Origin of the sequence: Actinoplanes sp. CA-131856 (assembly GCF_050956135.1) — a bacterium.
GTDB lineage: Bacteria > Actinomycetota > Actinomycetes > Mycobacteriales > Micromonosporaceae > Actinoplanes.
Genome location: NZ_CP191849.1, coordinates 9,651,055 through 9,665,308 on the forward strand (window position 1 = coordinate 9,651,055; position 14,254 = coordinate 9,665,308).

Sequence of the window (14,254 nt, forward strand, 5' to 3'; positions counted from 1 at the left end):
CTAACCTCCCCGGTGATGGCCGAGGCGAGCAGCGAGCTACCTGAAGACTGGTGGACGACCGAAGACGTTCTGGCGTTCTTGCGTTCAGCCGGAGCGCCGATCAGTCGCGTCACCTGGGCGGCTTACGTTTCGCGCGGCCAAGCGCCGGCGGCTGATCGCATGTTCGGACGTTCGCCCGCTTGGCGGCCGGCGGCCGTTCGCGAGTGGCAAGCATCCCGGCCGCGCCGCGGGTCAACGGAAGTCGCTCCGGACACTGAGCCTTCACCTCCTTCGTAGACGCTGCTTTCCGGTGAGACCAAGTCAACCGGAGAACCCGCGCGCCGCCGATGAGGCGAAAAGCATTCCCGACGCATTTTCGATGCAGTTGTGATGAAGAAGAGCCCCGAACGCCGACGGCGTCCGGGGCTCAAGTCCCTTCAGGTCGGGTTACGTACGCTCCAGGACTGCCACCGCGACGTTGAGCGCATCGCGCAACGCCCGCGCCTCCTCAACCGTCATGTCCGTGATCGCGGGCTCACTCCAGCCCCGGCCCATCATCAACTCGACCTCGTCAAACTGACCCCGGCGTACGAGGTTGACAGCAACGATGCCCTTGTCGCTGACAACGTCCACCTCCGCGATGAGGTGAGCGTGTTTCGTGTCGTCGCGCTTGTGGTTAGTCGTGCAGTAAAGGGGACAGCGTTCCCGAGTCTCGGCCGGCATGCCTCGATCCTTTCCAGCGTCACTTGTGGCAGATGAGTGCCATCGAGCCTGCTGTTACAGCATGACTCGGAACGCTCTAGACGTCTAGACGCATACACGCCCTGAGGCCTATTCACGTGTACCTAATGTGATCACATGATCACTCCGGATCGCGAAGGTGCTGCATACCGGCAGCTAGCCAGCCTTCTTCGCGATCGCATTCGCAGCGGAGAGTTACAAGTCGGCCAGCGGATGCCCTCGGAGAAGGATCTTCACGACGAGTTCGGCTTGGCCCGGGAGACCGTGCGCCGCGCTCTCGGGGTCCTGCGGACCGAGGGCCTGATCGAGATTCGCCACGGTCACGGGACTTTTGTCGCCGAGGCACCGGAGCAGGTCGAGCTAAGAGCTGGCGACAGCCTCACCTCGTCCGCCGCCGTCACGATTACCCGCGCTAACGGTGACGTCGAGACCTACCCCGCCGGAACCACGCTTGCGGTTGTCGACTGACCGATGCCTTCCGGTCTGCGCCGAACCCAAACAGCACAGACGGACACGCCCTGCCCGAGGGCGTCATGAACCAGCCGGCACGGCAAACGGTCATCGATCAGTGGACTGGTCGCCACGCCACCGCGCTCCAAGCAGCGCTACGGATGTCCCAGGATGAGATGGCCGCTCTGGTCGGCGTTGCGAAGCGCACGATCGCGTCATGGAGTGAGCGGCCGGAGATCGTCATCCGGCCAGAACTGCAACGGGCCCTCGATACGACATACAGCCGGGCCGACGAAGCCGCCAAGCTGCGCTTCGCGCGCCAGCTCAAGGCCGATGACGACGCCGAGGCCGCATCGATCGGTGACGCCGTGGCCCTCGCAGTCGCCATCGCTGTCGTCCTGAAGAACGGCGATGTCTTGCTGGTCTGCCGGCGCGACGCCGACCCGAGCGGCATCACTTGGCAATTTCCCGCAGGCATCGTCAAACCGGGCGCCAGCGCCGCGACCGTCGCCATCCGCGAAACCCTCGCTGAGACAGGCGTGCACTGCTCGGTCCGCGACGAACTCGGCGGCCGCATCCACCCGCTATCAGGCGTCCGCGCCAGCTACTTCCTCTGCGACTACCTCGCCGGCGAGGTCGAGAACCGCGACGAGATCGAGAACACCGGCGCTCTGTGGGCGCCGAAGGAAGACGTCACCCGGTTCATCCCGAAACAGCGCATCTTCGCGCCAGTTCTGCACGCCTTGGAAAGGGAACAATGAGCGAGCCCATCACCGAAGAACGTCCGGCCATCGCGGCGGCTGTCATCGTCAACGACGGCCAAGTTCTCATGGTCCGCCGGCGCGTGAAGGAAGGTCAGCTTTCCTGGCAATTCCCGGCCGGAGAGGTCGAGCCCGGCGAGACCGGCGAAGATGCTGCCGTTCGGGAGACTCGGGAGGAGACGGGCCTCACCGTGCGGGCGAGCGGCAGCCTTGGCGTGCGGGTCCACCCCAACACGGGCAGAACAATGATCTACACAGCCTGCGACGTGGTGGACGGGACCGCCTACACAGCCGACGAGGAAGAGTTGGCAGAGGTGGCGTGGTGCGACCGCGCCACCCTTGCCGCCAAGGTTCCATACCCGTTCTTCGGCCCCGTCCAAGAACATCTGGACGCTAACCTGCGCTGACCTGTCCTCGGCTGGCTAGGCCGATCCGAGCAGGTCAGCCAGCCGGGACCGAACCACACCGTCGTGGAAGTGTTCCGGCAACGGAACACCGCCCACCGACGCCTTGGTGGAAACCACATCATCAAGCGTGTTCGCGGGCAGCCGCTCGGCGATCTCAAGGCACTCCCCGGCGAACCGGCGGGCCTCACTGAAGAGCCCGATCTCGCGCAGCCGCACAGCAAGCGCGTACGCGTACTCAGCCGACGCTCGATCGTCCTGGAAGTAGAGCTCTTCCTCGTACTGCTTGCGGACATCGCTCAGCGAAGGCCGCTGCTCGATCCCTTCGTCGGCCATCAGAACGTGTACTTCTCGGCCACGGTCTGATAGTCGTACAGCTCGGAGGCGTTGAACCAAAGCTCGATCTCGTACTTAGCCTCATCAGGCTTGCCCGACGCGTGCACGAGGTTCGCTGCAACGATCTTGTTGGACTGCGAGTACGCCTTCGAGACATGCGCGAAGTCTCCGCGGATGGTCCCCGGCGCCGATTGGTCCGGGAAGGTGGAGCCCACCAGACGCCGGACGTTGGCGACAGCCTCGACGCCCTCAAGCACGAGCGCGATAACCGGCCCCATCTGCATGAAGCTCGCAGTGAGGTCGAAGACCTCTTTGCCGAACCGCTCCTCCAGGTCGAAGTAGTGCTTCTTCGCCAGGTCTGCATCCATCTGCACCATTTTGGTGCCGACGACCTTCAGCCCCGCGTCCTCGAAGCGCTGGATCACACGGCCGATCAGACCACGAGCCACCGCATCGGGCTTCAACAGGACAAGAGTGCGTTCAACATCAGCCACAGCAAAGGCTCCAGTTCGAGATCGAAGGAACTCAGGATACCGCACCCGTCGCTACGCCAATCAGACACCTGGAAATGGATTCACATTGAACACCTGGCGCCCATTCGCATGTCGCAAAAGTATTGGCGATAGCGACCAGATGACAGGCATATACAAAGACCCGTCACCCCTGTCACCCAGCAGCTAGGCGCTCAGCAACTTTACGCTCCGCAACCACCTATCGCGCCGCCGAGATTGGGTCTTAGTTCGTTGGCTGTCGATTGGTACCGTCCTGGAGAACCGGAATCGGAAGGCGGCATGGTGCGTGATCCTGTAAGGGAGCTACAGCTTGTCGTTGGCAAGCTCGCGCTGCTCCTGACCTTCGTCTACCTGCTGGTTCTGGTTGCAGCGATAATCGGTATTGCAACCGGCAACACGCTTCCAGTCATGGGCTACGCGTTCCTCCTGCTGCCCGGGGCCGCTTTCTTCATCTCGGCGCGCGATGCGATCAAGCTCCACCGCGCCGACGACCCGCAGGGAGCAAAGCCGCTCCTTCGCGCATGCGCGCTGTACGGGACAATCGGCTTGGTCCTGCTCATCGCCACCGGAGTCATCTTGAACGCCATGGGGGATTGATGAGCTTCCGCGTCGAGCCTGAAGCGGTCCGCCAGTACGGCGACGATCTCGCCGCTGTCCGCCAAGCTGCGAATACAGCCAAGAGCTACGTCAACAAGCACGGTCTGCTCAGCGGCCACGAGAAGGGCCTGATCGGAACCGTCATGCCGTCACACGACAACTTCGTCGACGCCCTCAACCGGATGCTCGACCACCTGGGCGACCTGCTCGACACCTCTGATGCAGCGCTCAAGCAGCTTGCCGCGACGTATGAGACCGCTGACGAAGCTTCCGCCGCGAAGGTCGACGCCTCCTACCCGGCCGCGCCACGGCCGTCGGTGTCCAGGGACTGAACCAACACACGGGGGAACCGCTATGGACGACCCAACCAGATTCCTGCAAGAGCCGGCCAAGCCCGACGACAGCATCAGTCAAGGCTTCGTCAACCCGATCGACCTGTTCAACTACGTCAGCCCGTCGGCTTGGTTGAACGCTGCCATCGAGAAGCTCACCGGCTTTGACGTGTTCGGCTGGATGACCGACTGGCTCAGTGGCGACTGGGAAAAGCTTTGGAAGTTCGGCGACGCCATGGCCAACCTCGCCCAATCCATGCAGCAGATGGGCATCAACATCCAGACTGGCATGCTGCGCCTCGACGCCTCCTGGGACGGCAACGCCAGCGACGCGGCCTACAAATACTTCTCCGACCTCGCTGCCGCCACCAGCGGCCAGCAGTTCGCCATCGCCAAAACACAGGACAGTTACCACAAGGCCGCCCAAGGGGCATGGCAGCTATCCAACCAACTCGGCAACATCCTCCAAGCGCTGGCCGACAAAGCCATCCTGGCCACCATCGCCGCGGCTGTCGGCACCGCCCTCATCGAGACCGGCGTGGGAGCCGTTGCAGGATACGGCGCTGCCGCCTTGATCGTGCTCGACATGCTTCAACTGATCAACGACGCCTCGATCATCATCAACACCGCCGGCACAGTCATCCTCGGCCTATTCGGCGCCGTCATGGACGCCGCCTACCAAGGCGGCGACCTCGCCGCGGTGCCCCTGCCCGCCACCGCATACACCGGCCCCGGGAACTGATGTGACCGACGACAACCTCAACCGTGAGCTCGAACAGATGGCCGGGAACCCTGCCACTGCCCGAGCAATCAAAAGCGCCCTCGACCGGCTCAAGAACGGCGCCGCCGGCTCCGACCTCGCCGAGATGGCCCGAGACATCCTCGACGGCCGAATCCAACTGCGGGACGTCGGCCAAAGCTCGGCATACGCCAATCCCCTCACCGGCGCTGTCGAGCGCTTCCAGGAACGGCAGGCCAGCCTCACCGACGAGGAGCGTCAACAGCAACTCGCGGCGGCACGCGAGCAACTTGGCTTGCCGAGCGAGCCACCGAGCAGTTCTGGGACTTCTTGATCCTGGGGTGGCTACTGAGGTGAGTTACACCGCGCCTCTTGAACCAGAAGGGAAGGCCGTTTATCCCAGGCCTGCACACTTCGTTTGGCATCCCAAGCGGGCCGCGGCAGCCGAACGGCAGGCGGGACCCACGTACTCCCGCCTGCCGACGAACCGCTTCCACACAAGATACAAGCAATCGTGAACCGTGGAACATTCGCACGAAGGGAAGCCGATGACTGAACACAAGCGCGAGATTAGCGACGATACGGGAAGCAGCGATTACGGATTCGCGACTACCGGACGGCTAATTGCGGTAGATGGCCAAACACGCCTTTCCACCACCATCAGGATATTGACGAGTTCGCTCAGTGATGCCAACGCCTCTCTGCCGGAATATCAGGAGCTGGCGGAAGCGATGCGACGCGCGCAGAAGCAGCAGTACACTCCTGCGCAAGTTGCCGCTTTTCTTGCTGAACATCCCCAGTTTGCCGAATTGGCCCCAAACCTTCCAGATAATAAGATCGACTACTATCAATTCGTCTCGATCGTGGTGAGCATCCTCAGCATCATTATCGCCCTCATGTCCTACATGCAGGACAAACAGCAGGAACCAACTATTACACCTCAGCAGGTGGAGGAGATCGTGCGGCGGGTCGTGGAGCAAACGCAACCGGATGCGACCGTCAGTCCATCAGAGCCCGCCAGTTCTACGCCTTCTACACCTGCTTCGATTCCACCGCAAGGCCGACCGCGGCATCAGACAGGTTAGCTCGACTTATTCGGAAAGTTGATTAGCCACCTAGTGGGCGGACCACTCGGTCCCTGAACTCGCATGACGTTCATCGTAGGGAGCGCTTCCTCAATTGACATCGGTTCGGCCTTGACCATGCCGAGCGCAGCCTGTCGGAGTTCACCGAGACCCTCCTGTAGAGCGAGGCCCAGAACGTCCCCGATGTGTACGAAGTTCTCGCCGTCAGCAGTCTCCACGAGCAACTCAAAACGTATGACCGCCATGGTGCACCCCTCCCCGCCGCTTCAGCCACCTGCAACGACTGTGCTACGGGTCGCCTGTCAACGAAGGGGATATGGCGTCTTTTCTGATACGCGACAGTGCGCTGCGCGGGCACACGGCGGCGGACCTAGAAGCGTGCGCCTGCTGCTCACAGGCCGTAAGGCCCCGCACTCACCAGCGCCTTCAGAGGAGATGAGCCGAGGGGAGCGTGCAGCAGCCGCTTGTTTCGTCACTCGACGGAGGGGGGCTGCCAAGGCTCGAACCGGAAGTGTCATACCCAGGTGCTACTGCTAGGGGTACTCCGACGACGCCCCTGGAGATGTTTCATGATCGATCTTGAGCCTAGGCCGCATCGCATTGCGACTCAACGACTCGCCGCCGTCGATGTCCGGAACCTCCCTGTCGCACCCCTCCCGTCCGGTAATGCAATGTGTGACCATGTCGTAACGTCACGCCCCCCACTGCGTTATCCGTTACAGGAGCACTCCATGGACGACCTTCGGCCAGCATTCGTGCCGAACTCGCGGGCCAACCGGCTCGAGGACTACCAACTCAGGAGACCCGTGGATCCTGAAGCCGCACGTCGATGGGTGGACCTGCGCGGGCCAGATGAAGTCGCTCGGCAGGTCCAGATCGCCTTCGCCGGCGCTGCACGCCCAGTCGCGGTGCCGGCGAGCCGGCAGCCAACTTGGTCACATCGCTTCGAGATGGCGCGTGGGCTGCCTAGCGGCCTAACCCCCATGCTGAAGCTCCTCACGGATGTCCTCTCTATGCGCCGGGCTCCGAAGTTGGATGTCGCCATCGCGTTCGATTGGTACAAAAAGGTAGAAGAGGATATTGATCCACATGATTGGGCTAATACGTACGTTGGCGGCCTGGTTCATCGCGGCAAGTACTACCGCCTTACACCGTGGCGGCAGGCAACAGCACTAACCAAGCTCGTTGACTTGACGGTCGATTTCATCCGTGCGCACCCGCTGTACGCAAATGTCGAATATGTGCTGTCAATTCCTGGCAGCAAGGCAGACGGTGAAAGCTTCGGAGAGAAGTATGCGGCCAGAGTGGCGGACGCCACGAAAAAGAGGCTGATCGCTACGACCTGCTCGATCGGGGCTCGAAGCGAAGCGAAAGAGGGAAACACTTCTGGACTAATGGGTAACGTTGAGATGCCCACGAAAGTTCGAGGACCTGTTATTATTGTTGATGACGTATACAGAAGTGGCAGCTCCATGCAGGCCGTCGCTCACGCGGCACGCAAAGCCGGAGCAACCCGGGTGTTTGGATTGGCGGCTGTTAAGACAATAAGGAGCTAGCTATGACTACAGGAAGCGCTGGGAGCGCTTTGCAAAATGAGTCCTTAACCCTTGCCCTTACGGCATTCATTAGTCCACGCACTCCGACGCGCATCTCTTCCGAACTGGCTGGAAGAGGACGCGAAGGGTTACGGCAACGCTTCCGCGAGCTGCCACTTGAACAACGAACCACCGTGTTGGAGAAAGCCGCCGACATGGCACATAAGGGTATTGATGCGGTTCTTCTGGGGGATGAGAACTATCCGCATCAACTCGGGAAGCTATCATCCACGAGCCCGGTTTTATTCTACTGGGGAAATGTTGGCCTCTTTAAAGCGCCCAGCATTGGTATGTGCGGGTCTCGCAACGTCTCTGAACTGGGCCTTAAGGCCGCCCGAGCGTGCGGCGAAGAGGCAGAAAGTCGCGGCATTGTCGTGGTTTCAGGCTACGCAAAGGGTGTCGACACCGAGACACATTTGGCCGCGCTGGAACGAGGCGGGCAGACGATCATTGTTCTAGCGGAAGGGTTCGACCACTTCCGCATCAAGAAGGCTTTCACGCGATCACTGTTCAAGCCAGATAACGTTCTGGTTGTTTCTCAGTTTCCTCCGACTCAACGCTGGATGGCCGGCGCAGCAATGACCCGCAACAAGATTATTTACGGCCTTGGCATGGCACTCGTTGTGATCGAGGCCGGAGAAAAAGGCGGAACGCTAGCAGCAGGCGAGGGCGCCCTCTCCGCTCATCGCCGCCTCTTCGTCCTGGACTTTGGCGGAAGCACCCCACCTGGAAACCGAATTCTTCTCGACAAAGGCGGAGTCGCCGTATCGACGCGAACTCAGCTTGGACTGGAAATGCAGGACTTATACGGGCGAGATGAACCTATCATTCAAGAACAAATGTCACTTATATGAGCAGAGACCTATCCACTGATGCTGACAGCTTGATGCCATCATCGACGCTGGACTCCTTGAGCATCTAGTCCACCGTGCTTTTCTTTAGGTTCCCCTAACGCGAATGTACCGGGGCCCCTGGGTTGGCATCTATTCGGCTCTCCGGTGTCAAAGTCAGACTTGACGTTAGCGAGTGCAGCGACCGAGTCAGTGGCGGCGTGTGCCTACCTGCGGTTAGGCCTCGGCTTGACCCTTGACCGCGCAGGATCGCAGAGGGCTCCGCTGTCCAGCGCTGTCGATTTTGTGGCCGTCGCGTGGCGAGACGAAGCGTCCTTGACGATGAAGGGGGCCCGGACGCCATGCTCGCGCTGCCGCACCCCGGTGCTCGACGGCCGTAACGCGCCCTGGGGGCCGGCGAAGCTGCTCGACCACGCGGCGCGCCCAGGCCGTCGACCGGTCGTCGCCGCGGCTCGATCCGCTCCTGTACGCCAGCCGACGGGCTGCCGCATGGCCAACGTCTGCACCAGCTAAGCGCCGGACGCCCCTGGCGGTGGCGTGAGCGGCCGGTTTCGGGCTGCATTTGATGGCGTACAGGAAGTCTGAACACGACACGCCTTATAGCCGACCACAGCAGGCGGAACGGGAACACTCGCAGGCGGCCGCCTACCGTCCAAGGCCTAGCTTGGTGGGGGTCGGCCGAGACCGTCCTCCCTCCCGCTGTCTTCACCGAATACGTACCGAGCAAGACGTCTTCCTCTCGCCCGGCACAGCGTTGCGCCATGTCAGCGGCTCACCTAGCCACCTTTGAGCGCAGCCCTCCGGAGGCGAAAGCGCAGGTTCGAATCCTGCCGGGGGCACGAGTCTGGGAGTCCCCTGCCCGCTGGAGAGCGCGGGCTGGGGACTCGTGCTTTTTCTCCTGGGGCCCGAGCCCCAGACCCCACGCCGTGGGGAGGTCCCCCGGATCCCCCATCCCGGTGGTTGGGGTTGGGGGAATTCTTGCGGTCACATCTGGGGAAGAACGGGTGGGGCTTCTGCGAATGTGCGGTCGCTATTCGTGAGTGGGCCATTGCTGATGAAAAGGTGGCCGTCCGGTCCAGGAGCGGAACGGACGGCCGGGTAGGTCAGAAGACTAGGGTGTAGGGGCCGGCCCAGCACTGTTGACGGGTGTCACCTGTGTCCCAGCGCAAAGTGATGCACATGGCCGGGTACATGGCCTCCGCGGTTGTTCCGCTGTCCAGGAAAGCGTCGGTGTTCGTGGAGGGCAGGCCGGGGTTCTTCAGCTCGGAGGTGCAGGACCGCTGATAGCGGGGCGTCTCCCAGCTGGTGTCACGGGTGACCATCTTCGCCCAGCCGGTCACCACGCAGGAGGAAGCGCCCGTAGCGCCGGGAGAGACCAGGACGGCGGAGTTGAAGAACACCCACCTGCCCGGGTGAGTCGGGTAGGAATCGCCGTTGGCGTACGGGCAGACCTGAACCCCGCCCCACGGCGTGTAGCACGGGCTCCACACCGTCGCCGCCTGAGCGGGAGCCGCCGTCAGCGCGAGCGCCGCGATGCAGACCGCGACAACTGCCATTAACCGGCGGATAATCGAGAATCGGCTAATTGTTTTTCCTGGCGTTTTCATAAGCCCTCCGCAATTCGCATCGCCCGTGCTGACGCTAACAGCATGATCAAGCTCAGTCGATGTCTTGATTACGGAGCGCGTCTGCTGTAGACGATCACCGTGACGCGCGTGACAGCTTCGGTTATGGGTGCGTGGCGCCGGGTAAACGCTGGCCCGAGAGGGAAGGGGATAGCGACATGACCAGGGAGAACTTCAATACCGAGGCGGCTGAGGGTGAGCGTGACCGCCGGTTCCACGGTGGCCGCCCCGCGCACCTCGATGACGACGAGCTGGCGCGCCGGACGGAAGAGGAGCGGGCCGAGGCCGGTGTTACGGCGTACGACCGGGGGGATGTTCCGCCGGCCACTGACGACCCGGTGCCGTACGACCCGCAGGCCGACAGTGTCGAGCAGGACATCGAGAGTGTGACGGCGCGGCAGGAGGCGGAGGGCGAGAACGTTCCCCTCAGCAAGGACAACCCGTTCCCGCCCACCCGTTACGCCGAATAGCGCATCAACTCGTTGAGCTCGCCGAAGTCATACGACTCGGCGAGCTCTTCCGCGTACGTGCCCTGGCTCAGCGCCCGCGTGGTGACGCGACGGAACATGTCGTACGCGGCCTCGGCCACCCACGAGCCGAGGCTGACCCGGGCCACGCCCAGCTTGGCCAGCTCGCCGACCGTGGGCGCGCCCGGGCCGGTCAGGATGTTGAGCGGGGCCGCGATGCGCTCGGCCAGGGCCGCCACCAGGGACGGGTCGACCACGCCGGGCACGAAGATGCCGTCGGCGCCCGCCTCGACCAGGGCCGCGGCCCGGGACACGGTCTCCTCCAGGTCGCCGCGTCCCCGCAGGTAGGCGTCGAGCCGCGCGTTGATGAACAGGCCGTCGCCGGCGGCATCGCGGGCGGCCGCGATCCGGGCCGACTGCTCGTCGACGGATCGGCTGCCGTCCTCGATGTTCACGCCGACCGCGCCGGCCGCGACCACCAGCCGTACGGTCTCGGCGACCTCAGCCGGAGTCGCACCGAAACCCGACTCGATGTCGGCCGTCACGGGCACCGAGACGGCGGCGGCGACCCGGCGGATCAGGGCGATCGCTTCGTCCCGGTCGAGCGCGTCGCCGTCGGGGGCGCCCAGGCTCCAGGCCACCCCGGCGCTGGTCGTGGCGACGGCCGGCGAGCCCGCGGCGGCGGCGATCCGGGCGGTCGCCGCGTCCCAGGCGTTGACGAGGACGAGCGGGGTGCCAGGGGTGTGCAGGGACCGGAAGAGAGCGGCTTTTTCGTTCACGGGAACGAGTCTTCGCGATGACCGGCCAGGGCCGTAAGGTTTGAGTCCCAGCTAAAACCACGGAGTCGGAATTGGTCTCCATCGCCCTGTCGGCGGTCTCGGCGACGCGTGTCCGTTTTGCCGTGTCGTGCTTGTGGGAGGTGCTTGCCGGCGTACGACGGAACAAAGATCTTGGAGGTCTGCTGGGGCGGCTGGTGGCGCCGATCGGTGGCTACACGCCCGATTTTCTGACGCCGGCGCCGACGGGGTTGTCGCCCGATCTCGACCGCGAGCTGGCCGGATTGCTGGAGACAGACCCTTCGGTCGTACGGGCGCAGACGGCGTTGATGGCCTCGCCCGTGCGCGCCCTCCACGATGATCCGGTCGGTGGCCTGGCCCGTCTGGCCGACGAGATCGCCGCATATTGGGCCACTGCCGTCAAACCGGACTGGCCGCGGAGGCGCGCCCTGCTCGACGCCGAGGTGCAGCGCCAGGCCCGGCGGCTGGCGTCCGAGGGGGCCGACGCCGTCCTCAACGACCTGCATCCCAGTGTCAGCTGGGCCGACGGGGTGCTTCGGGTCGATCAACCGCACTGCCTGGCGCCGGACGTGCCCGCCGGCAGCGGGCTGGTGCTGATCCCGTCGGTGTTCGTGTGGCCCACGGTCATGACCGTCTCGGCCGGCGAGGTTCCACAGATCGCGTACCCGGCACGCGGCGTGGCCACGCTGTGGGAACGGTCGTCCCAGCCGCCGGACGCGTTGAGCGCCGTGCTGGGCCGCGGGCGGGCCCGGATCCTCACCGAGCTGTCGGCACCGCTGTCGACGACCGAGCTGGCCCGCCGCACCGGCATCACGGCGGGTGGGGTGTCACAACATCTGGGCACGCTCCGTGCCGCCGGGTTGGTCACCACGCACCGTCAGGGACGGGCCGTGCTGAACAGCCGGACGTCGGTGGCGGACGCGCTGGTGTCGGCGGCGCTCTAGAGCGGCAACACCACAGGTGTCGGCTGGCCGGCCACGCAGGTCACGGTGATGCGGTATTTCTTAGCCGGCTTGTCAATCGTGGCGAAGAGTATGCGCGCGGTGAAGGCCGGGCCCGCCTCGACCTCCTTGGCCGTGTAGCCGGCGGCCGGCTCCCAGCTCGTCAGCCGGGCCTTCCCCTGCTCGCAGACGGCGTAGACCGAACCGCCGGCCGACCCGAGCCGCTTGCCCTCGGGCGGCGCGGCCGACGACGGCGGTGGGGCCTCGGCCGAGTCGCTGGGGGTGGGTGCCGCGCTGCCGGACGGCACGATCGGCACCAGGGGCACGCCCACGGACGGTGGCGGTCCACTGGAGACGGTCACACCGTGTCCGGACGACTGGGTGACGGCGGGTGCGTGGGCGTCACGGGTGGGGCGCACCGTCGGTGACCCCAGCCCTCGGCTCGCGGCGGGCCCGGGCGAGGTGGGCGCGACGACGGCTTCCTGCCGCCGCTCGCCCTTCTCGTCGCCGGCCAGACCCCAGACCGCGAGCCCGGCGACGGTCAGGGCCACTGCGGCGCCGCCCGCTAAGAGAGGCTTGCGCGCTTTCGGCGGTACGCGCCGCAGCCCGCCCCCAACCGCAAGCCCACCCACCGGGCTCGCGCCAGGATGAACCCGGGTCACCGCCGCGGCGCTCCCCCGGTCGTACGAGACGCGCCCGTCGCCACCACGCCGAGCCGGCCGCCTGCCCTCATCAGCCGGAACGCCGCCCGCGCTCGCCACGTCGGCGCCCCGGCCGCCCTCGTCCCCAGAGCCGACACCCCAGCCAGCGTTGTTCCCAGAGCCGACACCCCGGCCAGCGCTGTTCCCGGAGCCGACGCCCCGGCCAGCGTTGTTTCCAGAGCCGACATCCCGTCCGGCCCCACTCCCGGAGCCGGCATCCCAACCGGTCGACCCGGCGACTTCGCTCCCTGAGCCGGCGCCTCGGCCAGCCGACCCGGCGGCTTCGCTCCCCGCGCCCCAGCCGGCCGAGCCGGCGCCCCCGCTCCCGGCATACCCGCGACTCGAAGCGCTGCGGCCCTCGGACACGCCGACCCGACCGCTGGGTGCGGTGTGTGCGTCCTCCTCCGGCAATGTCGGGCTCGGGATCCTTGTGGGTGTTTCGCGTGCTTCATCGCGTACGGCAAAAGCCTCGTCCGCGTCGGCCAGGATGGCCGAGACCTCGCTCGCGGTCGGACGCTCCGTAGGGTCCTTGCGGAGACAGCGGGTAATCAGATCCGCCACCGTCGCCGGCACGCCGGGCAGGTCCGGCAGGGGCGCCGGCTCCACATGAACGTGGGCCCGCAACATCTGCGTCGTGCTCTCCACGCTCCACGGCGACTCGTGCGCCAGCAGCCGGTAGAGGAGCACCCCGAGGGCGTACACATCGGAGGCCGGCTCCACCGCCGCCCCCGAGAGACGTTCCGGTGCCAGGTACGCCGGCGTCCCCACCAGCATCTCCTCCGGCTCCAGGCCCACCGCCGCCGCGATGCCGAAATCCACCACCTTGGCCCCGGCCGGCGTGACCATGATGTTCGCCATCTTGATGTCCCGGTGCACCAGGCCGTCCGCGTGCGCCGCGGCCAGGGCCGCCGCCACCTCGCCGCAGATGCGGAAGACCTTGCGCGGCGGCAGCGGGCCCGACGCCACTCTCTGTTGGAGGGTGGGACCGTTGATCAGCTCCATCACCACGTACGGCAACGGCGTGCCCGTCTCGGACGCCTCGCCGAAGTCGTAGACCTGGGCGATGTTCGGATGGGAGAGGGTCGCCGCCGCGCGGGCCTCGTCGCGGATGCGGGCGCGCGACTGCGGGTCGCCCGCGAAACGGGCGGCCAGCACCTTCACCGCGACCCGGCGCCCGAGCACCTCGTCGCGGGCGCGCCACACCACCGCCATGCCGCCGCGGCCGAGCTCACCGAGCAATTTGTATCGGCCGCCGAGTGTTTCCCGAACCTCCACCGTGGCAGTGTGCCCGTCTCGCCGGAAAATCGCACATCCGAGACCCACTCGAATGGCATTCACATT

The 14,254-nt window shown here is 65.1% G+C and carries 18 protein-coding genes and 1 tRNA gene; 13 read left to right on the forward strand and 6 right to left on the reverse strand.

Features of this window, described 5'->3' with window-relative positions; genetic code table 11:
• Positions 1–426 precede the first annotated feature (426 nt).
• On the reverse strand, positions 427–702 hold the full coding sequence (locus ACQP2X_RS44260) for a hypothetical protein (protein ID WP_498692126.1): 276 nt from the start codon (positions 700–702) through the stop codon (positions 427–429).
• A 135-nt stretch (positions 703–837) separates the two neighbouring features.
• Between ACQP2X_RS44260 and ACQP2X_RS44265 the strand changes: the two genes are divergently transcribed.
• The 3 genes from ACQP2X_RS44265 to ACQP2X_RS44275 all read left to right on the forward strand — a co-directional run bounded on the left by ACQP2X_RS44265 (position 838) and on the right by ACQP2X_RS44275 (position 2,338).
• Entirely contained in the window at positions 838–1,188 is a 351-nt protein-coding gene (locus ACQP2X_RS44265; protein ID WP_498692129.1) for a GntR family transcriptional regulator, read from the forward strand.
• A 143-nt stretch (positions 1,189–1,331) separates the two neighbouring features.
• Complete coding sequence (locus ACQP2X_RS44270) at positions 1,332–1,931, forward strand: NUDIX hydrolase (protein ID WP_498692130.1); 600 nt, start codon at positions 1,332–1,334, stop codon at positions 1,929–1,931.
• Positions 1,928–2,338 carry an NUDIX hydrolase gene (locus ACQP2X_RS44275; RefSeq protein ID WP_498692133.1) on the forward strand — a complete coding sequence of 137 codons (411 nt, stop codon included), beginning with the start codon at positions 1,928–1,930 and terminating at the stop codon, positions 2,336–2,338. Before ACQP2X_RS44270 ends, ACQP2X_RS44275 begins: the two co-directional genes overlap by 4 nt.
• Positions 2,339–2,353: 15 nt before the next feature.
• Here the strand turns inward: ACQP2X_RS44275 and ACQP2X_RS44280 are convergent, their stop codons facing one another.
• Together ACQP2X_RS44280 and ACQP2X_RS44285 are read right to left on the reverse strand one after the other, a co-directional pair.
• The gene (locus tag ACQP2X_RS44280) at positions 2,354–2,671 is read right to left on the reverse strand and encodes a hypothetical protein (protein ID WP_498692135.1); all 318 of its coding nucleotides are present in this window, start codon (positions 2,669–2,671) and stop codon (positions 2,354–2,356) included.
• Positions 2,671–3,165, reverse strand: a complete 495-nt coding sequence (locus tag ACQP2X_RS44285) for a nucleoside-diphosphate kinase (RefSeq protein ID WP_498692137.1) — start codon at positions 3,163–3,165, stop codon at positions 2,671–2,673. The genes ACQP2X_RS44280 and ACQP2X_RS44285 overlap by 1 nt, the downstream gene beginning before the upstream one ends.
• A gap of 297 nt (positions 3,166–3,462) precedes the next feature.
• On the opposite strand from ACQP2X_RS44285, the gene ACQP2X_RS44290 reads away from it, so the two are divergent.
• From ACQP2X_RS44290 to ACQP2X_RS44325, 8 genes are all read left to right on the forward strand, one after another.
• Positions 3,463–3,780, forward strand: a complete 318-nt coding sequence (locus ACQP2X_RS44290; protein ID WP_498692138.1) for a hypothetical protein — start codon at positions 3,463–3,465, stop codon at positions 3,778–3,780.
• A complete protein-coding gene (locus tag ACQP2X_RS44295; RefSeq protein ID WP_498692140.1) occupies positions 3,780–4,112 on the forward strand; it encodes a hypothetical protein in 333 nt (110 codons plus the stop codon). Before ACQP2X_RS44290 ends, ACQP2X_RS44295 begins: the two co-directional genes overlap by 1 nt.
• A gap of 22 nt (positions 4,113–4,134) precedes the next feature.
• On the forward strand, positions 4,135–4,854 hold the full coding sequence (locus ACQP2X_RS44300) for a hypothetical protein (RefSeq protein WP_498692141.1): 720 nt from the start codon (positions 4,135–4,137) through the stop codon (positions 4,852–4,854).
• A gap of 1 nt (position 4,855) precedes the next feature.
• A complete protein-coding gene (locus ACQP2X_RS44305; RefSeq protein WP_498692143.1) occupies positions 4,856–5,185 on the forward strand; it encodes a hypothetical protein in 330 nt (109 codons plus the stop codon).
• Positions 5,186–5,399: 214 nt separating this feature from the next.
• Positions 5,400–5,936 carry a hypothetical protein gene (locus ACQP2X_RS44310; RefSeq protein ID WP_498692144.1) on the forward strand — a complete coding sequence of 179 codons (537 nt, stop codon included), beginning with the start codon at positions 5,400–5,402 and terminating at the stop codon, positions 5,934–5,936.
• A 731-nt stretch (positions 5,937–6,667) separates the two neighbouring features.
• The gene (locus ACQP2X_RS44315; RefSeq protein ID WP_498692147.1) at positions 6,668–7,492 is read left to right on the forward strand and encodes a phosphoribosyltransferase; all 825 of its coding nucleotides are present in this window, start codon (positions 6,668–6,670) and stop codon (positions 7,490–7,492) included.
• A 2-nt stretch (positions 7,493–7,494) separates the two neighbouring features.
• A complete protein-coding gene (locus ACQP2X_RS44320) occupies positions 7,495–8,385 on the forward strand; it encodes a DNA-processing protein DprA (RefSeq protein WP_498692150.1) in 891 nt (296 codons plus the stop codon).
• Between the two features lie 766 nt (positions 8,386–9,151).
• Positions 9,152–9,218, forward strand: a tRNA-Arg gene (locus ACQP2X_RS44325).
• A gap of 267 nt (positions 9,219–9,485) precedes the next feature.
• On the opposite strand, the gene ACQP2X_RS44330 is transcribed toward ACQP2X_RS44325, so the two are convergent.
• Positions 9,486–9,938 carry a hypothetical protein gene (locus tag ACQP2X_RS44330; protein WP_498692153.1) on the reverse strand — a complete coding sequence of 151 codons (453 nt, stop codon included), beginning with the start codon at positions 9,936–9,938 and terminating at the stop codon, positions 9,486–9,488.
• Positions 9,939–10,165: 227 nt separating this feature from the next.
• Between ACQP2X_RS44330 and ACQP2X_RS44335 the strand changes: the two genes are divergently transcribed.
• Positions 10,166–10,477, forward strand: coding sequence for a hypothetical protein (locus ACQP2X_RS44335; protein WP_498692154.1), 312 nt, complete (start codon positions 10,166–10,168; stop codon positions 10,475–10,477).
• Here ACQP2X_RS44335 and ACQP2X_RS44340 read toward each other — a convergent pair.
• Positions 10,465–11,253, reverse strand: coding sequence for an isocitrate lyase/PEP mutase family protein (locus ACQP2X_RS44340; protein ID WP_498692157.1), 789 nt, complete (start codon positions 11,251–11,253; stop codon positions 10,465–10,467). The two genes, ACQP2X_RS44335 and ACQP2X_RS44340, sit on opposite strands and share 13 nt — an antisense overlap.
• Before the next feature lie 140 nt (positions 11,254–11,393).
• On the opposite strand from ACQP2X_RS44340, the gene ACQP2X_RS44345 reads away from it, so the two are divergent.
• Positions 11,394–12,215 carry an ArsR/SmtB family transcription factor gene (locus tag ACQP2X_RS44345; RefSeq protein WP_498701238.1) on the forward strand — a complete coding sequence of 274 codons (822 nt, stop codon included), beginning with the start codon at positions 11,394–11,396 and terminating at the stop codon, positions 12,213–12,215.
• On the opposite strand, the gene ACQP2X_RS44350 is transcribed toward ACQP2X_RS44345, so the two are convergent.
• Complete coding sequence (locus tag ACQP2X_RS44350) at positions 12,212–14,188, reverse strand: protein kinase domain-containing protein (RefSeq protein WP_498692158.1); 1,977 nt, start codon at positions 14,186–14,188, stop codon at positions 12,212–12,214. The two genes, ACQP2X_RS44345 and ACQP2X_RS44350, sit on opposite strands and share 4 nt — an antisense overlap.
• Positions 14,189–14,254 lie beyond the last annotated feature (66 nt).